Below are 20,552 nucleotides of genomic sequence, written 5' to 3' on the forward strand. Positions count from 1 at the left end.
TTTATGGCCAGGGTCACGGCATTGGGGTTGGCGCACGCTCACTGGAAGTCTCGCGAGCGGCTTCCCAGTTGCGCCGCCTGCCCCATCCCCACGGCCACCAACTCCGCTTCCACCGGCTCGATCAGATCCGCCGTCACGGATGCCGCGCCCGTGGAGTTGTACACAATCCCGCGGATCACCACCAGGCGCGTGCTCAGCGCCTCCACGCGCTGCTTGCTCCACAGTCCCTTGGTCACCATCACGTTGGCCATTCCGGTTTCGTCCTCAATGCCGAAAAACACGGCGCCACCTGCTGTCATGGGACGTTGTCTGTGCGTGACCACCCCGGCCACCCGCACGCGTGTTCCGTTGGGTACCGTCAGTAATTTTTCCGACGCCACCACGGCCGCCCCTCCGCGGATCTGCCCCGCCTTCGCTCCTGTCCGTATGGGCTGTTCGTGCCACGAGTTGAGGTAGCCCCGCAGCAATTCCACGGGGTGTCCCTCCGGGGTGACCCCGGTGCTGGCCAGATCCGCAGCGGCCAATTCAAACGAGCTCATGCCGGGCAGGGCGGGCGCGTCCAGGTGTGACGTTCCAGGCAGCATCCCTGCACGTTCGGTCGCTGCGATACCGGCTGCCCATACGGCCTGCCTGCGGGACATTCCCAGCGGCTCTAGGGCTCCGGCTCGGGCCAGGTGTTCCACTTGTGCCACCGTCAGGTCCGCCTCGCGGGATAGGTCGCTGATGCTGCGGTATTCGCCAAGCCGCTCGCGGACATCGACGATGCGCTCGGCTACGGCCGTGCCGATGCCGGTGATGGAGGCCAGTCCCAGCCGGATGGAGCCCACCGGTTCCGCGGTGCCGCGGCCCAGCCCGTGAATGCCGCGGGGTTGGTTGTGGGGTGAGTCCGGCGTCGGACAATTAAGATCCGGACAATCCACCACGGTGTCCGCTTCCACACCGGATTCGTTGATGTGGACGGGGAGGATGCGCACGCCGTGGCGCCGGGCATCGGCAATCAAGGACTGCGGCGAGTAGAAACCCATCGGCTGGGCGCGCAGCAAAGCCACGCAGAACTCGGCCGGGTAATGGTGCTTTAACCAGGCAGAATAGTAAACCAGCGAGGCAAATGACTGCGCGTGGGATTCAGGAAAACCGTAGGAGGCGAACGCCACGATCTTGTCCCACAACCGGTCTGCCACCTCGCCGGTGATGCCGTTGGTGTCCCGCAGGCCCTCGTAGAAACGGGTGCGCATCTGCTCCATCTTCTCCGGCGAGCGCTTGGAGCCCATCGCGCGGCGCAGGGTATCGGCCTCTGCCCCGCTAAACCCGGCGGCATCCACCACCACCTGCATGAGCTGCTCCTGAAACAGCGGGATGCCCAGGGTTTTCGTCAGGGCGGGCTCTAGGCAGGGGTGGTCGAAGGTGACGGGCTCCTCGCCGTTGCGTCGGCGGATGTACGGGTGCACGGATCCGCCTTGGATAGGGCCCGGCCGGATCAGCGCGACTTCCACCACGAGGTCGTAGAACGTCCGCGGGCGTAGGCGGGGCAGCGTGTTGAGCTGCGCGCGGGATTCCACCTGGAACACGCCGATGGCATCGGCGCGGCTGAGCATGTCATAGACCTCTTTTTCCACGGGGTCTAGCCGCCACAGCTCGATGTTGCGCCCGCCGCGGTGGGTGCGGACTTGGTCCAGGCCGTGATGGATGGCCTCCAGCATGCCCAGGCCCAGCAGGTCGAACTTCACAAGGCCCACGGTGGCGCAGTCGTCCTTGTCCCACTGCACCACGCTGCGGTTTTCCATGCGCGCCCATTCTGTGGGCACCACGTGGGCGATTGGCCGGTCGCAGATCACCATGCCGCCGGAGTGAATGCCCAGGTGGCGGGGCTGATTCTTCAGCTGTTCCGCAACACTGCTGACGATCTCCGGTGGTTCTTCCGTCCCCCGGGACCACGCATCCACGAGGCCGGGGGCGTAGCCCAGCGCTCGGGCGGCATCGCGCAGCGCTCCCTTGCGGCGGTAGGTGATGACGTTGGCCACCTGCGCAGCGTTATCCCGGCCGTAGCGGGAGTAGACGTACTGGATGGCTTCTTCTCTGCGTCCGGATTCGATGTCTACGTCGATGTCCGGCGGCCCGTCGCGCTCTGGGGACAGGAAGCGCTCAAACAGCAGACCCGCGGCCACTGCGTCCACGTTGGTGATCCCTAGGGCAAAGCACACCGCGGAGTTAGCTGCCGACCCGCGCCCTTGGCACAGGATGTTGGCGGAGTGGCAGAAGCTGACGATGTCATGAACGATCAAAAAGTATCCCGGAAACCCGAGCTTGTCGATGACATCGAGCTCCTTATCGATCATCGCCCAGGCCTTCGCGGTGGCGGAGTTGGTAGTGTCCGCCTCCCCCGCTGTGTCCGGCCGTGCCCCATAGCGCACCGTGGCTCCGCGATAGGTCTCCTCCCGCAGCCAACTCATCTCCGTGTGCCCTGGTGGCACGGGAAAATTGGGCAGGTTTGGCGCAATGAGGTTGAGCGTGAAGGCGCATTCCTGCGCGATCTCCACCGTGTTCGCCACGGCCTCTTTGAGCCACGCGTTATCGCCCGCCAGTTGGAGCATCTCCTCTCCCGTGCGCAGCCACGCCCCGCCCAGCGGATGTGTCATGGCCTCGGCCGCGCCCACGTCTTTATGCTCGTGTAGCGCGCGCTTAACCCCGGCCAGCCGTGCTTGGTGCGGCACCGCGCAGGTGGGCACGCTGCTCACAAACTCCCGCAGCCCCCATCGTTCCGCCATGGCATGCAGCTGTTCGTTGCGGTCTGCGTCAATGGGCTGCATCGTCTGTTGCAGCTCCACTGCACAGTTTTCTTTACCGAACGCATGCACGATTTCTTCTATTTTCGACGCCATACTCCACCCCACCACCACTATCCAATGGCAGCCACCTTGTTCATCGAAGGCATAGCGGGCGAGTTCCTCCATCGGCGGATAGACCACCACATCTTTGTGCCGGTCCGCCATATGCGCGTCTGTCATCGCCCGCGAGAGCCGGCGATATCCTTCCTCGCCTCGGCACAGCACCGCCAGCGGCTCTGCCTGCGCCCCGCTTATGGACAGCTCCGCGCCAAATACCGTAGCTACTCCGCGTTCCGCCGCAGCGGCGGCGAAACGCGCGGCACCATAAAACCCATCCCTATCCAAGCAGGCCAGAGCACTCATCCCAAGTTCGGCAGCTTGCTCTACGAGGTCTTCCGGTTCGCTGGCTCCGCGCAAAAAGTTATAGGCACTGCAGGCATGGAGTTCCGCAAAAGGCACTGCCTGAGCAGCCCGGGCGGCGCGGCGTTGGCGTCGATCTTCCTGCTCACCAGAACCCGCACCATCGAAGTACTCCACCCGCTGACCTTCACCGATGCCCACCGCATGCAAAGTGCCGGCCGACTTACTAGAGAGGATCCTCTCTAGCCGCGACCAGCTCAGCGATGCAGCGTTCATAGACACGCCTGCAGCATACCGCAATATGGATCATATGTTCTATTTATCTATTTTTAGAAGTCTCCGTGAGGGAAACCTCGAAAGGCGCTCCCGTTACCGCACGAACAGAATCCACGCTTTCACCCTCCGCCACCTCCACCAAGGTCAACCCTTTCTTGGCATCAACATGAAAAACCGCATAGTTGGTAACAATCAGATCCACACACTTCGCACCAGTCAGAGGCAACCGACACTCCTCAAGAATTTTCGATTCCCCCGACTTCGTTATGTGGTCCATCATGACGATGATTTTCTTAGCTCCATGGACAAGATCCATAGCCCCACCCATGCCCTTAACCATTTTCCCTGGGATCATCCAATTCGCAAGATCTCCGTGTTGCGAGACTTCCATCGATCCCAAAACCGCAACATCAATGGCTTGCGAACGAATCATGCCGAAAGACTGAGAAGAAGAGAAAAAAGATCCGCCCGGCGCAACGGTAATAGTCTCTTTGCCTGCATTGATGAGCTCCGGATCCACTGCGTCATCTGCCGGATACGGTCCCACACCAAGAATGCCATTCTCAGACTGCAAAACCACCTCGAGGCCTGGCGGAAGAAAACCAGGAATCAAAGTCGGCATACCAATACCGAGGTTGACATACTGGCCATCTTCTAGCTCCCGCGCTGCACGCGCCGCCATTTGCTTCCGATCCCACACCACTACTCAGCCACCGTCCTAAATTCGATTCCAGTTTCCTGCGGCCCCACTTCTACTACGCGATCCACATAAATCCCCGGAAGATCAATTTCCTCAGGAGCCAGCTCTTCTACCAAAGTCTCCGCTTGAACAATCGTGACCTTGCCGCACATGGCCGCATCAGGGTTAAAGTTCTGCGCTGTCTTAGAAAAGCTGAGATTCCCATAGTGATCAGCCCTTTTTGCATGCACAAAGGAGAAGTCCGGGCGCAACCCCTCCTCCATCACATACTGTTCACCATTGAACTCACGTATCTCCTTGGGAGCGGAATACTCAGCCACAGTGCCATCAGTGTTATAGCGAGTTGGGATATCGCCACTCGCCAGCGGAGTCCCCACTCCCGCCTTTGTATAGAAGGCCGGGATCCCAAAACCCCCCGCTCGCATACGCTCAGCCAAGGTTCCCTGCGGAGTGAATTCCACCGTTAACTCACCAGACAAGTACCGGCGGGCATATTCCTTATTTGTCCCCAAGTAAGAACCGATGGAGCGGGAAATTCTCCCATCCTGCAAAAGCAGTCCGAGCCCAAAACCATCAGTGCCCAGATTGTTGGAGATGATCGTTAAGTCGCCGGTTCCCCGCTCCCGCAAGGCCGCAATCAGCACTGAAGGAATCCCCACCAGACCAAAACCGCCTACCGCAATTGAAGCGCCGTCAGAAATATCAGCAACTGCTTCTTCGACAGACTCAATAGTCTTATTGATCATGCATGACGCCCAATCTTCAAATCAATCTAGATATACAAATATTTTGCAGGACCCCTTGATTTTTGAGTCTTTTATTAGCCTATAGACAAACCTGCTGTGGCCCCGAAGAACGCCAAAGGCCATTGTTGAAGATGTAGGAAAAGCACAATAGGCATAGTCATTTCAGACATATTGAACGAATGCTCGCTTTTACCCGCTCAGAGGCTATCTTAATCAGCCATCCTCACTGACACCGCACCCGATCGAGCAAAGGACAACATATTGGATATCTCTACTGAAGAAATCGTAATCTGTAATCCCAAACGCACCCCTGTGGGAACCTTCGGAGGGGCCCTATCTGCCATCCCCGTTCAGGATCTCGCAAGCCTTGTGGTGAAAGCAGTAGTAGAGGAATCCGGCATTACCGCAGAAGATGTCGATGACCTCATCCTCGGTCAAGCATCCCCCAACGGCGCAGCTCCAGCCTTAGGAAGAATTGCAGCTCTCGATTCCGGACTCGGTGCATCAGTTCCAGGAATGCAGCTTGATCGTCGCTGCGGCTCAGGTTTGCAGGCTGTAGTTACAGCTGCTGCCCACATCGCAAGTGGTGCAACGGAGCTCATTATTGCTGGCGGTGCAGAGTCAATGTCCCAAACTGAGTACACGGTTGATGCCGATATCAGATGGGGGAAGAAGGCCGGAAACATGGCTCTTAGAGACCGTCTGGCCGAAGCACGTACGAACGCCGGTGGAAAATGTCACCCCATCCCTGGAGGGATGATTGAAACCGCAGAAAATCTCCGTCGCGAATTCGAAATTCCCCGAGATGCACAAGACGAACTGGCGGCTGAATCGCATGCACGGGCGGCAAAAGCTACACAAGACGGTCTATTCTCCACGGAAATCGTTCCTGTAGAAATTCCTCAGCGCAAGGGAGAACCACTCGTCTTTTCCAGCGACGAGCACATTCGTCCGACAACCACGCCTGATGCACTAAGCAAACTTCGGCCAATCATGGGTAAAAGTGTCGACCACGCCACCGTTACCGCGGGCAATGCTTCCGGACAAAATGACGGAGCAGCAGCGATGATCGTCACCACCAAAAGTAAAGCCAAAGAGCTTGGCCTTGCTCCCATAGTCGTCCTCAAAGGCTGGTCCGTGGCAGGCGTCGCTCCGGAAACGATGGGGATTGGCCCCGTTCTTGCCACACAAAAACTCTTCGAGCGTCTAGGACTCACTTTTGCAGATATAGACCTCATTGAGCTGAATGAAGCGTTCGCTTCGCAAGTTCTGGCATGCCTAGACCAGTGGGGAATTTCAGCGGATGACCACCGCCTAAACCCTCAAGGATCAGGCATTTCTTTGGGCCATCCCATCGGGGCAACAGGCGCCCGAATGCTGGTCACAGCCTCCCACCGCATGGCGCGCACGGGATCTCAACGTGCACTTGTGACGATGTGCATCGGCGGAGGGCAGGGCCTCGCTGCAGTAATCGAAAGAGCGGACTAGCCGCAGGAATCGCAAGAAATGACTTGTCCCGAAAGGGAAAGGAACTTCTCAAAGATCAAGCGCGAACTCTAGCCCTATTTTCAAGGAGCAACATGAACCAATCATCCACGAAACACGTGGCTACTTCTTCACAAGAACCCCACACAACAACCCGCTCGTCAGACCGCAAGTCCCTGGCCGCCAGCATGGTCGGCCAGCTACTCGAATGGTTTGAGTGGAGTACCTACGCTGTATTTGCCCCCTTTATTGCAGCTGCAATGTTTAACAGTGCAGACCCGTCGTCTGCACTGCTTGCTACCTTCGGCGTTCTGGCAATTGGGTTCTTTGTCCGACCCCTTGGCGGAATTGTGTTCGGCATCATTGCTGATCGAAAAGGGCGGAAGTTTGTGCTTATGACAACCATCTTCACGATGGCTGCAGCCGCCGTGATCATTGGTTTCATGCCGACATACGAGAAAATTGGCGTCTGGGCTTCAGTCGGTCTACTTTTGCTTCGCCTGATCCAAGGATTCGCTCACGGTGGCGAATCGGCCACCGCAAACGCTTACATTCCAGAGATTGCGCCGAAACAGCATCGTGGCTTGTGGAGCAGTTTTGTCTACATGTCCATCTTCGGCGGTTCCGTCCTGGCCTACATTGTCGGTGGCGTGATCTCCAGCGTTTTGACGGAAGACCAGGTCGGATCATGGGGCTGGAGAATCCCGTTTTGGCTTGGTGCCATTGCTGCTCTCTTCGCTATGTTCATGCGCCGCGGCATGAACGAAAGTGAGGCATTCACCGAATCAGAGAAGCACAACACCAATACCGCGAAGCCTGTGGTAGCTGCAGATCACAATTCGCCAGGTGAAACGGGACAAAAAGCCGCACCAATCTGGGTGTCTATTCTCCTTGTAGTGGGAATGGTCTCCGGCATCACTGCAGCTCACTACACATGGTCTTCTTATGTTTCCACATATGCGATCAAACACGAAGGCATGGCAGTTGAAGGGGCTTATTGGGTCACAGTCGTCGCACAAGTCATCGGTCTCATTGCACTTCCCCTCTGGGGACGGCTATCTGACCGTATCGGAAGAAAGCCCGTCATTTACTTTTTCGCCGGCGCTCTTGCGATAGCGCAAGTCCCACTGATGAATTTCATCAACTCCCAACCGTGGACTCTTCTAGTCGCATCCGGAGCATCGCTCATAATCGTGTCAGCAGGTGGTGCGCTCCTGGGTGCCATCATGTCTGAGGTATTCCCAACAGCTCACCGAACAAAGTCCATCGGACTTGCGTACTCACTTTCAGTGGCCGTTTTCGGCGGAACTGCACCGTACGTTTTCCAGCTCATGAACAATCTTGATCTGGCCTGGATATCAGGCAGCTATGTCGTGATCCTCTGCATCTTAACCTTGGTTTGTATGAGGCTGCTCCCCGAAACTCGAGGCATCGATCTCAAGCATTAGGTTCACTCGGTTCCCTGTGAAGTAATGGGGAGCCGATATAGGTTGCCTTTTCTCGAGTCACGTAGTTCTCCATCACGTCACATAAAAAGGGTGTTCCCCGAAACAATCAAGTTTCGGGGAACACCCTTTTTGCTATTTAGACAGACAGCTCGTCAAGATTAGTCGTTCACGTAGAAGGTCTGCTTGTTTACAAACTCATCGAGTGCATAGACGGAAAGCTCTCGGCCAAAGCCAGAGCGCTTAACGCCACCAAACGGCAATGCTGGGTCAAACGCTTGGCCCAAGTTCACGTGAATCATTCCGGTCTCAACCTGAGCCGCAACCTTCTTGGCTCGGTCCTCGTCTTGAGAGAAAACGGAGCCACCAAGGCCGTAGAGCGAATTGTTAGCAACCGCAATGGCCTCTTCGTCCGAGTGCACCTTATATACCTCGGCAACTGGACCAAAGAACTCCTGGTAGTAAGGATCAGATCCCACCGGAATGTCGGTAATCACGGTGGGCTCAAAATAAGCTCCACCTTCCAATAGATTGCCACCGGTATGGACCACACCGCCCTCGGACTTCGCATCGTCAATTTGCTTTTCGAGGTTTTCTCCTGCGTCACGAGAAGACAGCGGGAAGTATTGGTTTTCACCAGGGTTTTGCGGATCACCCTGAGAGTAGGACTTGGCGATATTAGTCAGCTCTTCAATGAACTCATCATAGATATCTGCCATGACGATGATGCGCTTGTTTCCCGTGCAAACCTGGCCAGAATTCATAACTCGAGTTGCCCAGGCATTAGCGGCTGCTTCCTTGACATTCGAACTGTCAAGCACGATATACGGATCAGTGCCACCGAGTTCCAGCACACACTTCTTGAGGTTCTTCCCTGCCTGCGATGCGATCGCCGATCCTGCACGCTCGGAACCGGTCAGAGACACACCCTGCACTCGTGGATCTTCGATGATCGTGGAGATTTGGTCGTGGGTTGCGTAGACGTTGATGAAGGCGCCGTCTGGAAGACCCGCATCTTTGAGGATCTGCTCAAATGCCGCGGAGGACTTCGGGCAAATTTCCGCATGCTTCAGAATGACAGTGTTTCCGTTCATCAGATTTGGGCCGGCAAAGCGCGCCACCTGATACATCGGGAAGTTCCACGGCATCACACCCAAAAGCGGCCCCAAGGGAAGTCGACGAACCATCGCCTTTCCGCCTTGAATTCCGGGAATTTCGACGTCAGCCGAGTGCTTTTCTGCTCGATCAGCGTAAAACTGCAGGATATCTGCACTGAAATTGACTTCCCATGCACCTTCCGGAAGCTGCTTGCCCATTTCCTGGGCCATGATGGAGCTCAATTCGTCAGAGCGCTCACGCAAGATTTCGGCTGCCCTGGAAACGATTTCGGCACGCTCCGCAAATGTGGTCTTGCGCCATTCAGAAAATGCGGCAGCGCTTCTGTCTAGAGTCTGAGCAATTTCCTGATCGGTAGCGAAATCAAAGGTTTCAATAACCTGGTTATCTACGGGATTTTGAACACGATACTGGGGATTCATAAATGCAAGATTCCTTTCAAAGGTATACATCAAAGGTACAAGGATTGACCGATTGTCTCGGTAGCGTAGGACTGATCAGTTCTTAAACTTGTTCAGGGGCTTTATCTTGGTTCAAGTACGCAGGCTCTTCTTCATTGAGTAGCTGGCGAACCATCTCCTCGTTGTTCTTAATTTCAGCTGACAGTGCCTCTTCGTCCTTACGGAGCAGATCAAACCTCTCTTGCACTGACGGCACGTTCATCTGAATGATCGGGAGCATCAAGGATTGGGAAATGCCATGTAGATCTGCCTTTTCATCTCCATGGATAATCCGCGTGTACGCCGCTGTCCAATCAGCGAGCGTGTCCTCAGGCAGTCCCGTGATCATGTTGGCATTGACCACAAAACCGTGCATCAATGCATCGATTAGTGCTTGAGTATTTTCATTCGGCAGGCCGTCCACAGAGTGGATCGCATCCATCGTCTCTTCGGAAGACTCAATGTCGTCCTGTCCATCCATCAAGTCCTCTGGAATTCCGACCATTCGGCCCACGATTTTCCAGAGATAGTAGACGTCTTGCTCTTCTTCCTTGCTAAGAGACCAACCCATGTTCCTGAGCCCCTTGTAAGGGATATAGGTGAAATCGAACCAGGTCCGTAGCATGTCGAATTCACTAATCGGAGCTCCCCAGTCGCTGTAATCAAGTCCCCTCGTTGTGTGTACGCGCCGGACATGAGCATGCATGGCGCGTACCATGCCGGTGTGGACAAACCCCTTGCCTCCTCGGGAAATACTATCTGGCAGATAAAGAGAGAACGTCCAGTTAGTTGTGTAGCTCAACCTCTTGATAGCACCGACTGTTAGTTCACCCGTATTCACCAGAAGATCTGCAATCGCAGGGGTGGAATACGTGTGCACGAGAGAACCTGGTCCCACTGCCAACGCATGTTGGATAACAGGAATGGACAGATACACTTTCCGGCCGCGCTCAAGCCTCTCTTCGTCGATCCCCTCCAAAGCGCTTGCCATGTCTTCAATGAGAGCCGCTACCTCGGGAAACGTATTTTCCGTTGCGCGACCAGCAACAAGAGCTTCCCTGAGATTTGGCATGATTTCACGCACACTTCGGTCACCGGAAAACAGTGCATCGGCGACAGGATCTTTAGCGTGGAAAGCCTGCGCGTAACGGTCAGCACGCTCCTGGCCGAATCTGGACACGAATTCGGTGTAGTCGCCACGGCTAGGTGGCCAGTTTGCTGACAGGGTCTGCGAATCTGTCATGGTAATTCTTCCTATTCGTAGGAGATTGCAGGAAGTTTTTCTTTGATCGCCCCAAGCCACTCTTAACTAATTAGCAATGCGTTGGTCAAAGCTTCCCGTGGTGGTTCCCTTGCGGGTAGCCAGAACATTACTGTGTCGCACATCACTTACCGCTAAAATTTTTAACTCCCTTCACTTTTAGTTAGAAAACTAAAATGAAGTTGATTCAACTGTGCACTTCCAACAAAAACGTGAACTCTGAAGGCAGCCCATGCGTTAGAACTCCAGCCTCAGAGCCAGCCACAAACGATAGAGATAGCGACAAATAACCCCTGCCCAAAGCATTATTAGAGGCAGAGGCGCCAAAGAATGAGGGGAGCAACCGAAGCCGCTCCCCTCATTCATCGCCGTCACGCTAGACAGGCGCCCAACCCAGCTCTCCTACATCTAATTCAAGGCCTCTTTGGAATTATCATGGAGGTTGAACTTTGCTTCCACACCTAGGTTGTTCTTGGCAATATGTGCCTCGATTTGCCCCAGCACTGTACTCCACGGCGGCTTACCTCTGCCCGCTCGGCGAACTTTAGCCTGCTCTGCCCCAGGCAATTTATCCCGCAATCGAGCCGCGCGAGCTTCCATACGAGCAACCGTGCCATACATCCAGGCCACTGGCTTAAAGCGTAGTTTTTCCCACTTCGTTCCCTTAACCATGAACCGCACATCATCCTCACCTACGACGGTGCACAACGCTCCAAGGACGATGATCGGCAAAGCGGGGTTAAGGTTTTCCAGAATAGACATCAAGGCAGTGGCCACTTCCTGATGGAAATCGCTCGATTGTCCTCCATTTGCGTAGATATAGTCAGTCATCTTCCGCATCTCGTCGCCGGTCTTCGGAATGATCCGCTCTTCCGCACCCATCATGTAGAGAACATAAGCCCAGTACATTGCGACATCGTCCCATTCTTGACCGGAATGAGGCCTGCCAAACAGCTCATCGATCGCCAATGGCATGAGGGCAAACCAGCCTTCACCGGACACTAGGAAACTAGAACCGATGGGCCTCCCAAATTCATTGAAGTGTTCTGGCCCCCAAAGCTTTTCCAAGCCTCGGTTGGCCTGAGCATGGAGCAAACGCACTCGGACTGCAGCTTTGAGCCCATCGCTGTACCTATCAAATACGTCCTCTCGCCCAAGGTCTACAAAGAACTTCGCTGTTTCTACGGATCGCTGCATCGCTTTGTGATCAAACATTCCCGTTTCGCCAGTTGCAGCAGAGGTGCGATCCTCCATAGTGGTTGCCCAATAAGCAAAGGCGATGGCGAGAGTCTCGGACGTAAAGGTGACGTTGTAGTAGGCAATTCGGCCTCTTCCTGCCGCTTCCATGTCGATCCACTCGGGAACGTTGTCAACCTGACGGAAGAATTCCACCAGCTCCGGCTCCGGGTTATCTACCTTTTCAATGCCCTGGCTCAAAGCAGTCTCAAAATCTGCTCTTCCCTTCTTTGCGCCAACGCGCTTGAACATTTCAGCGACAGCGAGACCAGTCTCATCGCACTGCCACATGTGGTCATCTAAGAGGCGGTTCTGATCAGAGTTATACCCGTCCCAGTCATCCTTGACGTCATGCCAGTTGTCAAAGAGGTTGTGCCGCAACGTGCTCCAGGACGGAGTTTCCGTCCGGCGTTGCGGGGCAGGACGGAGGGGCATGCCTTCCTTATAGAAATATCGGAAGTCTGCGAAAGGGTTTGCGGACATCGGAAGGATGTCTGGGCGTTCGGCGGTAGTCATTTCTAACTTCCTTAAACATGTAGGAGAGAAGCAATTGTTGCTTTTCATTGATGAGCACTATGTAATATCAATCGCGCAGATCACACTCAAACCTCAGAGTAATAGAGATCACAGTTGGTCAATATGCTCGTTATTTCGGAACAATTTTGTTTACTCTGCACATCACAGGCAGGAAACTCCATGAAAGCGAAAGTTATATCCATTCAGGATGAGACGCCCAATATCAAATTGATCACCCTCGCGCCTCTAGACCAGCTCAACTTCCCTTCTTTCTCTGCGGGAGCACACGTAAATCTCACTCTTCCTAGCGGGCTAGTCCGTCAGTACAGCATCTGCAATCCTGTCTCCGAAAACACCCCTCCAGCGAGCTATCGCCTTGCCGTCAAACGCGAAGAAGACTCCCGCGGAGGCTCGATCGAAGCACACAATCTGGTGGCAGGCTCAGTTGTCGATGTTTCCCATCCCCTGAACCTGTTCCCCTTGGCAGACGAGGCCGAATTCCACATCTTCATCGCCGCGGGGATCGGCATCACGCCACTATTTGCGATGGCCGCTCAGCTCCGCGATCATCATAACTTCTCACTGCTCTACTTCTCTCGGAGTCGCACAGAGGCCGCACTACTCGAGGAACTCGAGGCTCTGATTCCCGATAACTTGTCTTGCTTTTTTGACGACGACACTCCTCCCGAACTCGCTCCCGCAATCACCCAGGTCCTGACGAACTCACTAGGCGGCAAGGACGAGGCTGACCAGCGTAGATCCCCCTCTAGCATTCATTTTTACGTTTGCGGACCCCCAGGCTTCATGAACGCCGCAATCGAAATAGCCCAGTCTTACTTACCCACATCCAGTATCCACTTCGAACTGTTCCAGCCACCGCAGCACACACCCCGTGCTGATGCGCCCGACTCCGCACTCACCGTCGAATGTGACGGAGAGACGTTCAGCGTCCCCGCCACTCATTCCATTGCGGAGGTACTCCAAGATAACGACGTGCCACTATTGACCTCCTGCGAAGAAGGGATCTGCGGAACCTGCATCATGCAAGTACTGGACGGCACTCCTGACCATCGAGACTCCTGCCTGACTGACGAAGATCACTCCACAGGGCTATTTACACCATGTGTATCGAGGGCGCTTTCCCCGGAACTCACACTCGCTCGACGAAGCAAACGCACCCGTTACCGGCCTTGACAGGAGCACCACTCCCCTCGCCAACCTTATTGTGCAAAAAGCACCAAGCGCGACCTATTTTTGTAACAAAAAACAATCTCTCTAAAATCATCTCGGCCTCGAAAATTAGTACCCACACGGAAGAAACTGCAGTTAAAAGACCAATCGGCACACATCTGGTTGAGAGAGCACAACTTTAGTCACACTTTTTGCTTTCAAAAGTCACCGATGAGGGCATCTCCCAAACGGTATCGTCAATCGCATTCCAACTGCGTAGCGCAGACGATGTTCGCTTAACTGGGAGGCATAATGGCTGAAATAGCCACCGAAAATCTCACAACTGAATCAATTGCCGAAATCATGGCTGCGGGAGGCCGCCCCCAAGGTAGTCAACGCGAGATCAACATCATTGATACGACACTTCGTGATGCCCACCAGAGTATTTGGGCGACTCGCATGACGACCGATCACATTCTGTCGATGCTTGATGACTTGGCCGACACTGGATTTGAACACATTGACCTCGTCGCGCCTATCCAGTTCGACGTTGCTGTGCGCTACCTCAAAGAAGATCCTTGGGAACGCGTGCGCAAGGTTCATGAACAAGCACCGAACGTCAAGTTCCGTGCGCTATTGAGGTCGAAAAACCTTGCAGCATTCGACTTCCTTCCTGATGACGTCATCATTACATGGGTTGATCGTCTATATGCCAATGGTTTTCGTGTGATCGGCTCGTTCGATGGGCTTAATGACGTCGATAACATCTACGAAGGTCTCCTGCACGCCAAGAAACTCGGCGCCGAGACATTCGGTTGTCTCTCCTACTGCTTGAGTCCGGTCCACACTGACGAGCTCTACATTCGCAAGGCTCAAGATCTCATCGACCGTGCCCAAGTAGACCGCATCATGCTCAAAGATGCCGGTGGTCTGCTCACTCCGGACCGCATGAAGACTCTAATTCCAGCTATTCGTAGTGTCATAGGCGACCGACCACTCGAAGTGCACACTCACAGCCTCACAGGCCTTTCTCCGCTCGTCTATCTTTATGCCGCTGAGCTGGGCGTAGACAGCATCCACACGTCAACTGCTCCACTTGCAAATGGCCCAGGTCAGCCTTCCACACAGAGTCTCGTGCGTGATCTCCGCGCCCTCGGATACACCGTCAATATCGACGATGAAAAGTTGGCAAAGGTCAGCGAGCGCATTCAGGAGATCGCTGACGTAGAAGGAAAGCCAGTTGGTGTGCCTCGTGCGTACGACGGACTTCACTATATGCATCAACTTCCAGGCGGAATGCTTACTAATTTTGAATCCCAGCTAGCCACCGCGGGTCTGTCGGATCGTTTCGAAGAGTTGCTCTACGAAGTAGCCCGAGTTCGAGAAGAGTTAGCGTTCCCCATCATGATCACCCCGTTCGCTCAATTCGTGGGCACGCAGGCTGTGATGAATGTGATTTCCGGCGAGCGCTACAGTGTCGTCCCCAATGAAATCAAAAAGTACGCGTTGGGATACTACGGGGAACTGTTGGCACCGATCGATCCCGATGCATTGGAAAAAATCCGCACCAATGGATCTTCCGAAATCACCGATGAGCGTCCAGAGCTCGAGCCCATGATGCCTCGCCTTAAGGAACGCTTTCCCGATGAAGACGTTGACATGCTGGTCTTGCGTGCCATGTTCGCGGGATCACAAGTCGATGAAATGAAAAAGTTCGTCGCTCAAGGACTATCCGGCCAAGGCGAAGGCGCGCCAGGGGGCTCATTGATGGCCTTGGTCAAGTCTTTATACGAATCAACAGAACAAGGGCAGTTCTCGTTGTCCACCCCTGATCTCGAAATCAACCTCACTAAAGGAGCAAAGTAAACATGTCTGAGCAATCCACCAACCTTTCCGAACTCAAGGCGCTCTTGGAATGGGTCAATCTATCCGATGACATTCAAGAACTGAGTATCCGCTACGGCACCACAGAACTGAACATGTCTCGGACCCCGGGTGGCCTTAATCGGGCAGCAGCTCCATCAGCAACGTCCGCTGTCCAAGAGATTGCGAGTGCACCGGCTCCAGCAAGCTCACCGGCTCCTACCCAGCCTGAGACTGCACCAGCAGAGGACTCCCAACCAAAGGATGTCTCCGCGCCAGCTCCTGCTGCTTCGGAAAGCGCACACGGTACAGCCGTGAAATCTCCAATGGTGGGAACGTTCTACGCTTCTCCGCAGCCTGGTGCCCCAGCTTTCGTCAAGGTCGGAGACGAAGTGGAAGTAGGACAGAAGCTCTGCATCATCGAAGTAATGAAGCTTATGAACAACATTGAAGCTAAGGTCGCCGGCACGGTCACGGAGATCTTGGTCAATGATGAAGACGCTGTCGAACACGGCCAGCCACTCATGATCATCAACCCAAAATAGCCTTTTACGAACACTCACCTGGAGTCATCCATGACCGAACTTTTGAAGAGCGTATTAATCGCAAATCGCGGGGAAATTGCGCTCCGTGTGATCCGAGCATGTAAAGAACTGGGCATCAAGAGCATCTTGGCTTATTCCGAGGGAGACCGAGATTCTCTGCCTGTGAAGCTCGCTGATCAGGCGGTATGCATTGGCCCTGCCAATGCGGCCAAGAGTTACAACTCGCCCGAGTTGCTTGTATCTGCAGCCATGGCATTCAAAGCGGATGCTGTCCATCCTGGGTACGGCTTCTTGTCAGAAAAGGCGAATTTCGTCAAGATGTTAGAAGAGGAAAACATCGGCTTTGTGGGCCCAACCTCGGAACATATCGCTCAAATGGGCGACAAGATTCAGGCAAAGCGCATCGCTCGGGCTGCCGGAGTACCTACTGTCCCCGGCTCAGACGGAGTGGTCTCTGAGCCGGACGAAGCGTTTCAGATCGCCAAGGAAACCGGGTTCCCTTTGCTCATTAAGGCAGCTGCCGGTGGTGGCGGCCGAGGCATGCGGGTGGTTGAGTCCGAAGACACCCTCGAACGCGATCTCACAGAGATTATGTCTGAAGCTAAGACTGCCTTTAACGATCCGTCGGTCTACATCGAACGGTATCTCACAGACATCCGCCACATCGAAGTCCAGGTCATTGCCGATGGAATGAACGCCATTGCACTGGGAGAACGCGACTGCACCTCCCAACGACGTAACCAAAAATTGATTGAAGAAGCTCCTTCTCCCGTTATCGATGACGAGCTTCGTTCCGGTCTGCAAGAAGCCGCTATCAACCTATGCAAGGAGGTTAAGTACCGTAACGCGGGCACCATCGAGTTTGTTTTCGACAACGTCGAGAACAAGTACTACTTCATCGAGATGAATACTCGTATCCAGGTGGAACACCCAGTGACGGAGATGGTTACTGGAGTGGATCTCATCAAAGAGCAATTACGTATCGCTTCGGGTATCCCCCTGAGTTTCTCCCAGGATGAAATCTCCATACGCGGACACGCAATCGAATGCAGAATTAATGCGGAAGATCCCAACGAGGACTTTGCACCTCGACCTGGCAAGATTGAAAAGTATCGTGCCCCCGGTGGTTTCGGTGTACGCATGGATACTCACATCGAGACCGGATATACCATTCCTCCGTTCTACGATTCCATGGTGGGAAAACTCATCTGCTGGGCTGAAACCCGAGATGAGGCTATCGCTCGGACCTTGCGCGCTCTCGACGAACTTACCGTCGACGGAGTCATCACCACAGGCCCGTTCCAAGCGATGTTGCTCGATAGCGAAGAATTCCGCAGTGGCCACTTCAACACCGGATACGTAGCGAAACTTCTCGAATCGAAGTCAGAACTGCCAACTGACCAATAAGTCTTCACAAGCACCGTCGTCCTCACCCAATGCATTGGGTGAGGACGACGGTTTCTCGTTCATAAATCTTCACCATCAACGCACATAGCGACCAAAGTCTTCCGATAAACTAGACCAAGTTGTTCATTTTGTGGGCTGGGTGCTAAATTTTCCCCCAACCCTTAGGCCGTCTGACCGGCCAACTCGACGAAAGAAAGAGGACCCACATGTCCCTTCGCAAAAAGGCCGCAGCCACCATCGTTGCAGCAGCCGCAGCATTCTCCCTGGCAGCCTGCGGTGACGATGCAGACACCATCAAGGTCGGCACCACCGACCAAGGCCAAGAGCAGTGGCAGGTCTTCGAACAAGAGGCCAAGGCACAGGGACTGAACGTGGAGCTCGTGCCGTTCTCCGATTACTCCCTGCCCAACCGCGCGCTGCAAGACGGACAGATTGATGTCAACAACTTCCAGCACCTGATGTTCCTGGCTGACTACAACGTCAACAGCGACGCAGACCTCACCCCTATCGGTGCTACGGAAATCATTCCACTGGCCCTGTACTTCAAGGACCACAGCGAGCTCAAGGATGTCGAAGAGGCCGGCGAAGTTGCCATCCCGAATGACCCAACCAACCAGGGACGCGCGCTCCACATGCTGGCAGGTGCCGGTTTGCTGAAGCTCAAGGACGATTCACTGCTCTCTCCAACCCCAGCCGATGTCGATACAGACAAGTCCAAGGTGAAGGTCGTTGCAGTGGATGCTGCACAGACGGTGACCTCCTACCAAGACGGCACCCCGGCCGTCATCAACAACTCCTTCTTGTCCAACGGCAACATCGATCCAAAGAGCGCAGTGGCTCAGGACGATCCAAACTCCCCAGCCGCAGAGCCTTTCATCAACGCCTTCGTGACCACCAAGGAGCACAAGGATGATGAGAACCTGAACAAGCTCGTGGACGTATGGCACTCCCAGAAGGTGCAGGAAGCCATCGAGCATCAGTCCAAGGGCACCTCTGTTGAGGTGAAGAAGGACGGCAAGGAGCTGGAAGGCATCCTCACCGGCATCGAAGACAAGATCAAGGGCTCCAAGTAAGCCCCAGCGGACTCGCGCGAGTCTCGCTGAAGGTCAAGATCCAGCTTTACTAGGGGCTCGCCGCCCTGCTTCATCTGGAGCCCGCGGCCAGCCCCTTTCGCTCACTAAAACCGCTCCCCATTACGCAACCCAGATACGCAACGAGGTTTCCCATGGCTGAACAGGCCACTACAACCACCGGCACTGAGGTGGAATTCCGCGGCGTCCATAAGGTCTTCAAGCAAGGCCGTAAGGAAGTCACCGCCCTCCAAGATGTCAATACCGCTATCCCCGCCGGATCCATCGTGGGCATCATCGGTTACTCCGGCGCCGGCAAGTCCACCCTGGTTCGCCAAATCAATGGCCTAGATCGCCCCACTTCGGGCGAGATCCTGTTGGACGGTAGGAATATCGTTCCGCTCAAGGAATCACAGATGCGCAAACTGCGCTCGGACATCGGCATGATCTTCCAGCAGTTCAACCTCATGACCTCGCGCAATGTAGAAGGCAACATCGCCTACCCACTCAAGCTGCAGGGTATGGGTGCCTCCGAGCGCAAGGCTCGCGTGAAGGAATTGCTGGAATTCGTGGGCCTTTCCGATAAGGGCAAGGCCTACCCCGAGCAGCTCTCCGGCGGACAGAAGCAGCGCGTGGGTATCGCCCGAGCACTCGCTACCAACCCTCGCCTACTGCTCGCCGACGAAGCGACGTCCGCGTTGGATCCCTCCACCACTCGCGACGTGCTGGAACTGTTGCGCAAGGTTAATAGGGATCTGGGCATCACCATCGTGGTGATCACCCACGAGATGGAAGTGGTGCGCAGCATCGCTGACCGCGTGGTGGTCATGGAAGCGGGACAGATCGTGGAGCAAGGCAGCGTCTACGAAGTCTTCTCCAACCCTCGCACCGCTGTGGCCGCCAACTTCGTGGCCACTTCTCTGCGCAATACGCCAGACATGGTGGAATCCGAGGCGTTGCAGGCCGAGTCCGGCCGCCTGTTCACCGTGACCATGGCGGAGGGCATCGGATTTTTCGACGCCATCTCCAAAGCTTCCGACGCAGGCGTAACGGTAAACATTGTTCACGGTGGAATCACCACGTTGCAGCAGCACAGCTTCGGCAAGCTAACAATGCGCATGTCTGGATCCACCCCGCAGGCGGAATCCGCCATTGAAGAGTTTTTCCAGACCATGCAGGCCAACACCGAGATTGAGGAGATCCGATGAGCACAGACAACACAATGATCCTGGCTCAGATGGACTGGGATCGCTTAGGCCCCACCTTCACTAATGCCATTTGGGACACCCTCTACATGGTCTCAATCACGCTGGTACTCTCAGCAATACTGGGGCTCCTGCTGGGATTGTTGCTGTACACCACCCGCTCTGGTGGAGTGCTGCAAAACCGACTGGTGTATTTGCTGCTGAACTTCTTGGTGAACTTCTTCCGCCCTATCCCGTTCATCATTTTGCTGACAGCCATTGGCCCGCTGACGGACGTGCTGGTAGGCACGCGTATTGGCACCGAGGCTGCGATCGTGGGCATGGTGGTAGCAGCTACTTTTGGTGCGGCGCGCATCGTGGAACAAAACTTGGTGTCCATTGACCCGGGCGTGGTGGAAGCTGCGAAGTCCATGGGTGCTTCTCCACTGAAGATCATCACCTCGGTGATCATCCCCGAGGCGCTTGGACCACTGATCCTGGGCTTCACATTCGTGTTCATCGCGATTGTGGATATGTCCGCGATGGCCGGATACATCGGCGCTGGCGGTTTGGGAGACTTTGCCATCGTTTACGGCTACCGCACATTCAACGACCAGGTCACGTGGATCACAGTGCTGGTGATCATCGTGATTGTCCAGATCGCTCAGCTGCTGGGCAACTGGGCAGCGCGCAAGATCATGCGCCGCTAGTTTCTGCTGTTCTCTGACCAGCTTTTGCACAATGATCCCCCGGAAGCGCCACCGGCTTCTCCGCGACCTGCGGTTTTACAAAAGTGGTGGCACTTCCGGGGGATCGTTGTGCATTTGGCGCTCTACGTCGGTGCTGAACATCTCCGCTGAAGCTCAGCATCCCATGTCAGCTCAAGCCCTTCGCTAGCTGAGGGGCA

At 55.1% G+C, this 20,552-nt stretch carries 15 protein-coding genes; 9 read left to right on the forward strand and 6 right to left on the reverse strand.

Going from position 1 to position 20,552, the window contains the following annotated elements; all coding sequences use genetic code 11:
* Positions 1-38: 38 nt before the first annotated feature.
* From IM764_RS03825 to IM764_RS03835, 3 genes are read right to left on the reverse strand one after another with little or no spacing between them, the layout of a single operon-like run.
* Complete coding sequence (locus IM764_RS03825; protein WP_194187168.1) at positions 39-3,461, reverse strand: error-prone DNA polymerase; 3,423 nt, start codon at positions 3,459-3,461, stop codon at positions 39-41.
* Between the two features lie 43 nt (positions 3,462-3,504).
* Positions 3,505-4,164 carry a 3-oxoacid CoA-transferase subunit B gene (locus IM764_RS03830; RefSeq protein ID WP_288802225.1) on the reverse strand — a complete coding sequence of 220 codons (660 nt, stop codon included), beginning with the start codon at positions 4,162-4,164 and terminating at the stop codon, positions 3,505-3,507.
* Complete coding sequence (locus IM764_RS03835; protein ID WP_194186992.1) at positions 4,164-4,907, reverse strand: CoA transferase subunit A; 744 nt, start codon at positions 4,905-4,907, stop codon at positions 4,164-4,166. Before IM764_RS03835 ends, IM764_RS03830 begins: the two co-directional genes overlap by 1 nt.
* 267 nt (positions 4,908-5,174) lie before the next feature.
* On the opposite strand from IM764_RS03835, the gene IM764_RS03840 reads away from it, so the two are divergent.
* Together IM764_RS03840 and IM764_RS03845 are read left to right on the forward strand one after the other, a co-directional pair.
* Complete coding sequence (locus tag IM764_RS03840; RefSeq protein ID WP_194187169.1) at positions 5,175-6,395, forward strand: acetyl-CoA C-acetyltransferase; 1,221 nt, start codon at positions 5,175-5,177, stop codon at positions 6,393-6,395.
* Positions 6,396-6,487: 92 nt separating this feature from the next.
* Positions 6,488-7,840 carry an MFS transporter gene (locus IM764_RS03845; RefSeq protein ID WP_194186993.1) on the forward strand — a complete coding sequence of 451 codons (1,353 nt, stop codon included), beginning with the start codon at positions 6,488-6,490 and terminating at the stop codon, positions 7,838-7,840.
* A 158-nt stretch (positions 7,841-7,998) separates the two neighbouring features.
* On the opposite strand, the gene IM764_RS03850 is transcribed toward IM764_RS03845, so the two are convergent.
* The 3 genes from IM764_RS03850 to IM764_RS03860 form a co-directional block, all read right to left on the reverse strand.
* On the reverse strand, positions 7,999-9,375 hold the full coding sequence (locus IM764_RS03850; RefSeq protein WP_194186994.1) for an NAD-dependent succinate-semialdehyde dehydrogenase: 1,377 nt from the start codon (positions 9,373-9,375) through the stop codon (positions 7,999-8,001).
* An 82-nt stretch (positions 9,376-9,457) separates the two neighbouring features.
* Positions 9,458-10,636, reverse strand: a complete 1,179-nt coding sequence (locus IM764_RS03855; protein WP_194186995.1) for an oxygenase MpaB family protein — start codon at positions 10,634-10,636, stop codon at positions 9,458-9,460.
* A gap of 426 nt (positions 10,637-11,062) precedes the next feature.
* On the reverse strand, positions 11,063-12,406 hold the full coding sequence (locus tag IM764_RS03860) for an oxygenase MpaB family protein (protein ID WP_228073325.1): 1,344 nt from the start codon (positions 12,404-12,406) through the stop codon (positions 11,063-11,065).
* Between the two features lie 123 nt (positions 12,407-12,529).
* Between IM764_RS03860 and IM764_RS03865 the strand changes: the two genes are divergently transcribed.
* From IM764_RS03865 to IM764_RS03895, 7 genes are all read left to right on the forward strand, one after another.
* A complete protein-coding gene (locus tag IM764_RS03865) occupies positions 12,530-13,600 on the forward strand; it encodes a PDR/VanB family oxidoreductase (RefSeq protein ID WP_194186996.1) in 1,071 nt (356 codons plus the stop codon).
* 288 nt (positions 13,601-13,888) lie between these two features.
* Complete coding sequence (locus tag IM764_RS03870) at positions 13,889-15,442, forward strand: pyruvate carboxylase (protein ID WP_194186997.1); 1,554 nt, start codon at positions 13,889-13,891, stop codon at positions 15,440-15,442.
* Between the two features lie 2 nt (positions 15,443-15,444).
* Positions 15,445-15,984, forward strand: a complete 540-nt coding sequence (gene accB, locus IM764_RS03875; protein ID WP_194186998.1) for an acetyl-CoA carboxylase biotin carboxyl carrier protein — start codon at positions 15,445-15,447, stop codon at positions 15,982-15,984.
* Between the two features lie 30 nt (positions 15,985-16,014).
* Entirely contained in the window at positions 16,015-17,391 is a 1,377-nt protein-coding gene (gene accC / locus IM764_RS03880) for an acetyl-CoA carboxylase biotin carboxylase subunit (protein ID WP_194186999.1), read from the forward strand.
* 206 nt (positions 17,392-17,597) lie between these two features.
* Positions 17,598-18,464 (forward strand): MetQ/NlpA family ABC transporter substrate-binding protein, encoded by an 867-nt coding sequence (locus IM764_RS03885; RefSeq protein ID WP_194187000.1) that lies wholly within the window; start codon positions 17,598-17,600, stop codon positions 18,462-18,464.
* A 152-nt stretch (positions 18,465-18,616) separates the two neighbouring features.
* A complete protein-coding gene (locus IM764_RS03890; protein ID WP_194187001.1) occupies positions 18,617-19,669 on the forward strand; it encodes a methionine ABC transporter ATP-binding protein in 1,053 nt (350 codons plus the stop codon).
* Positions 19,666-20,355, forward strand: a complete 690-nt coding sequence (locus tag IM764_RS03895; protein WP_194187002.1) for a methionine ABC transporter permease — start codon at positions 19,666-19,668, stop codon at positions 20,353-20,355. The genes IM764_RS03890 and IM764_RS03895 overlap by 4 nt, the downstream gene beginning before the upstream one ends.
* Positions 20,356-20,552: the final 197 nt, after the last annotated feature.

The sequence above is a fragment of the Corynebacterium sp. ED61 genome, assembly GCF_015233855.1.
GTDB classification, from domain to species: Bacteria; Actinomycetota; Actinomycetes; order Mycobacteriales; family Mycobacteriaceae; genus Corynebacterium; species Corynebacterium dentalis.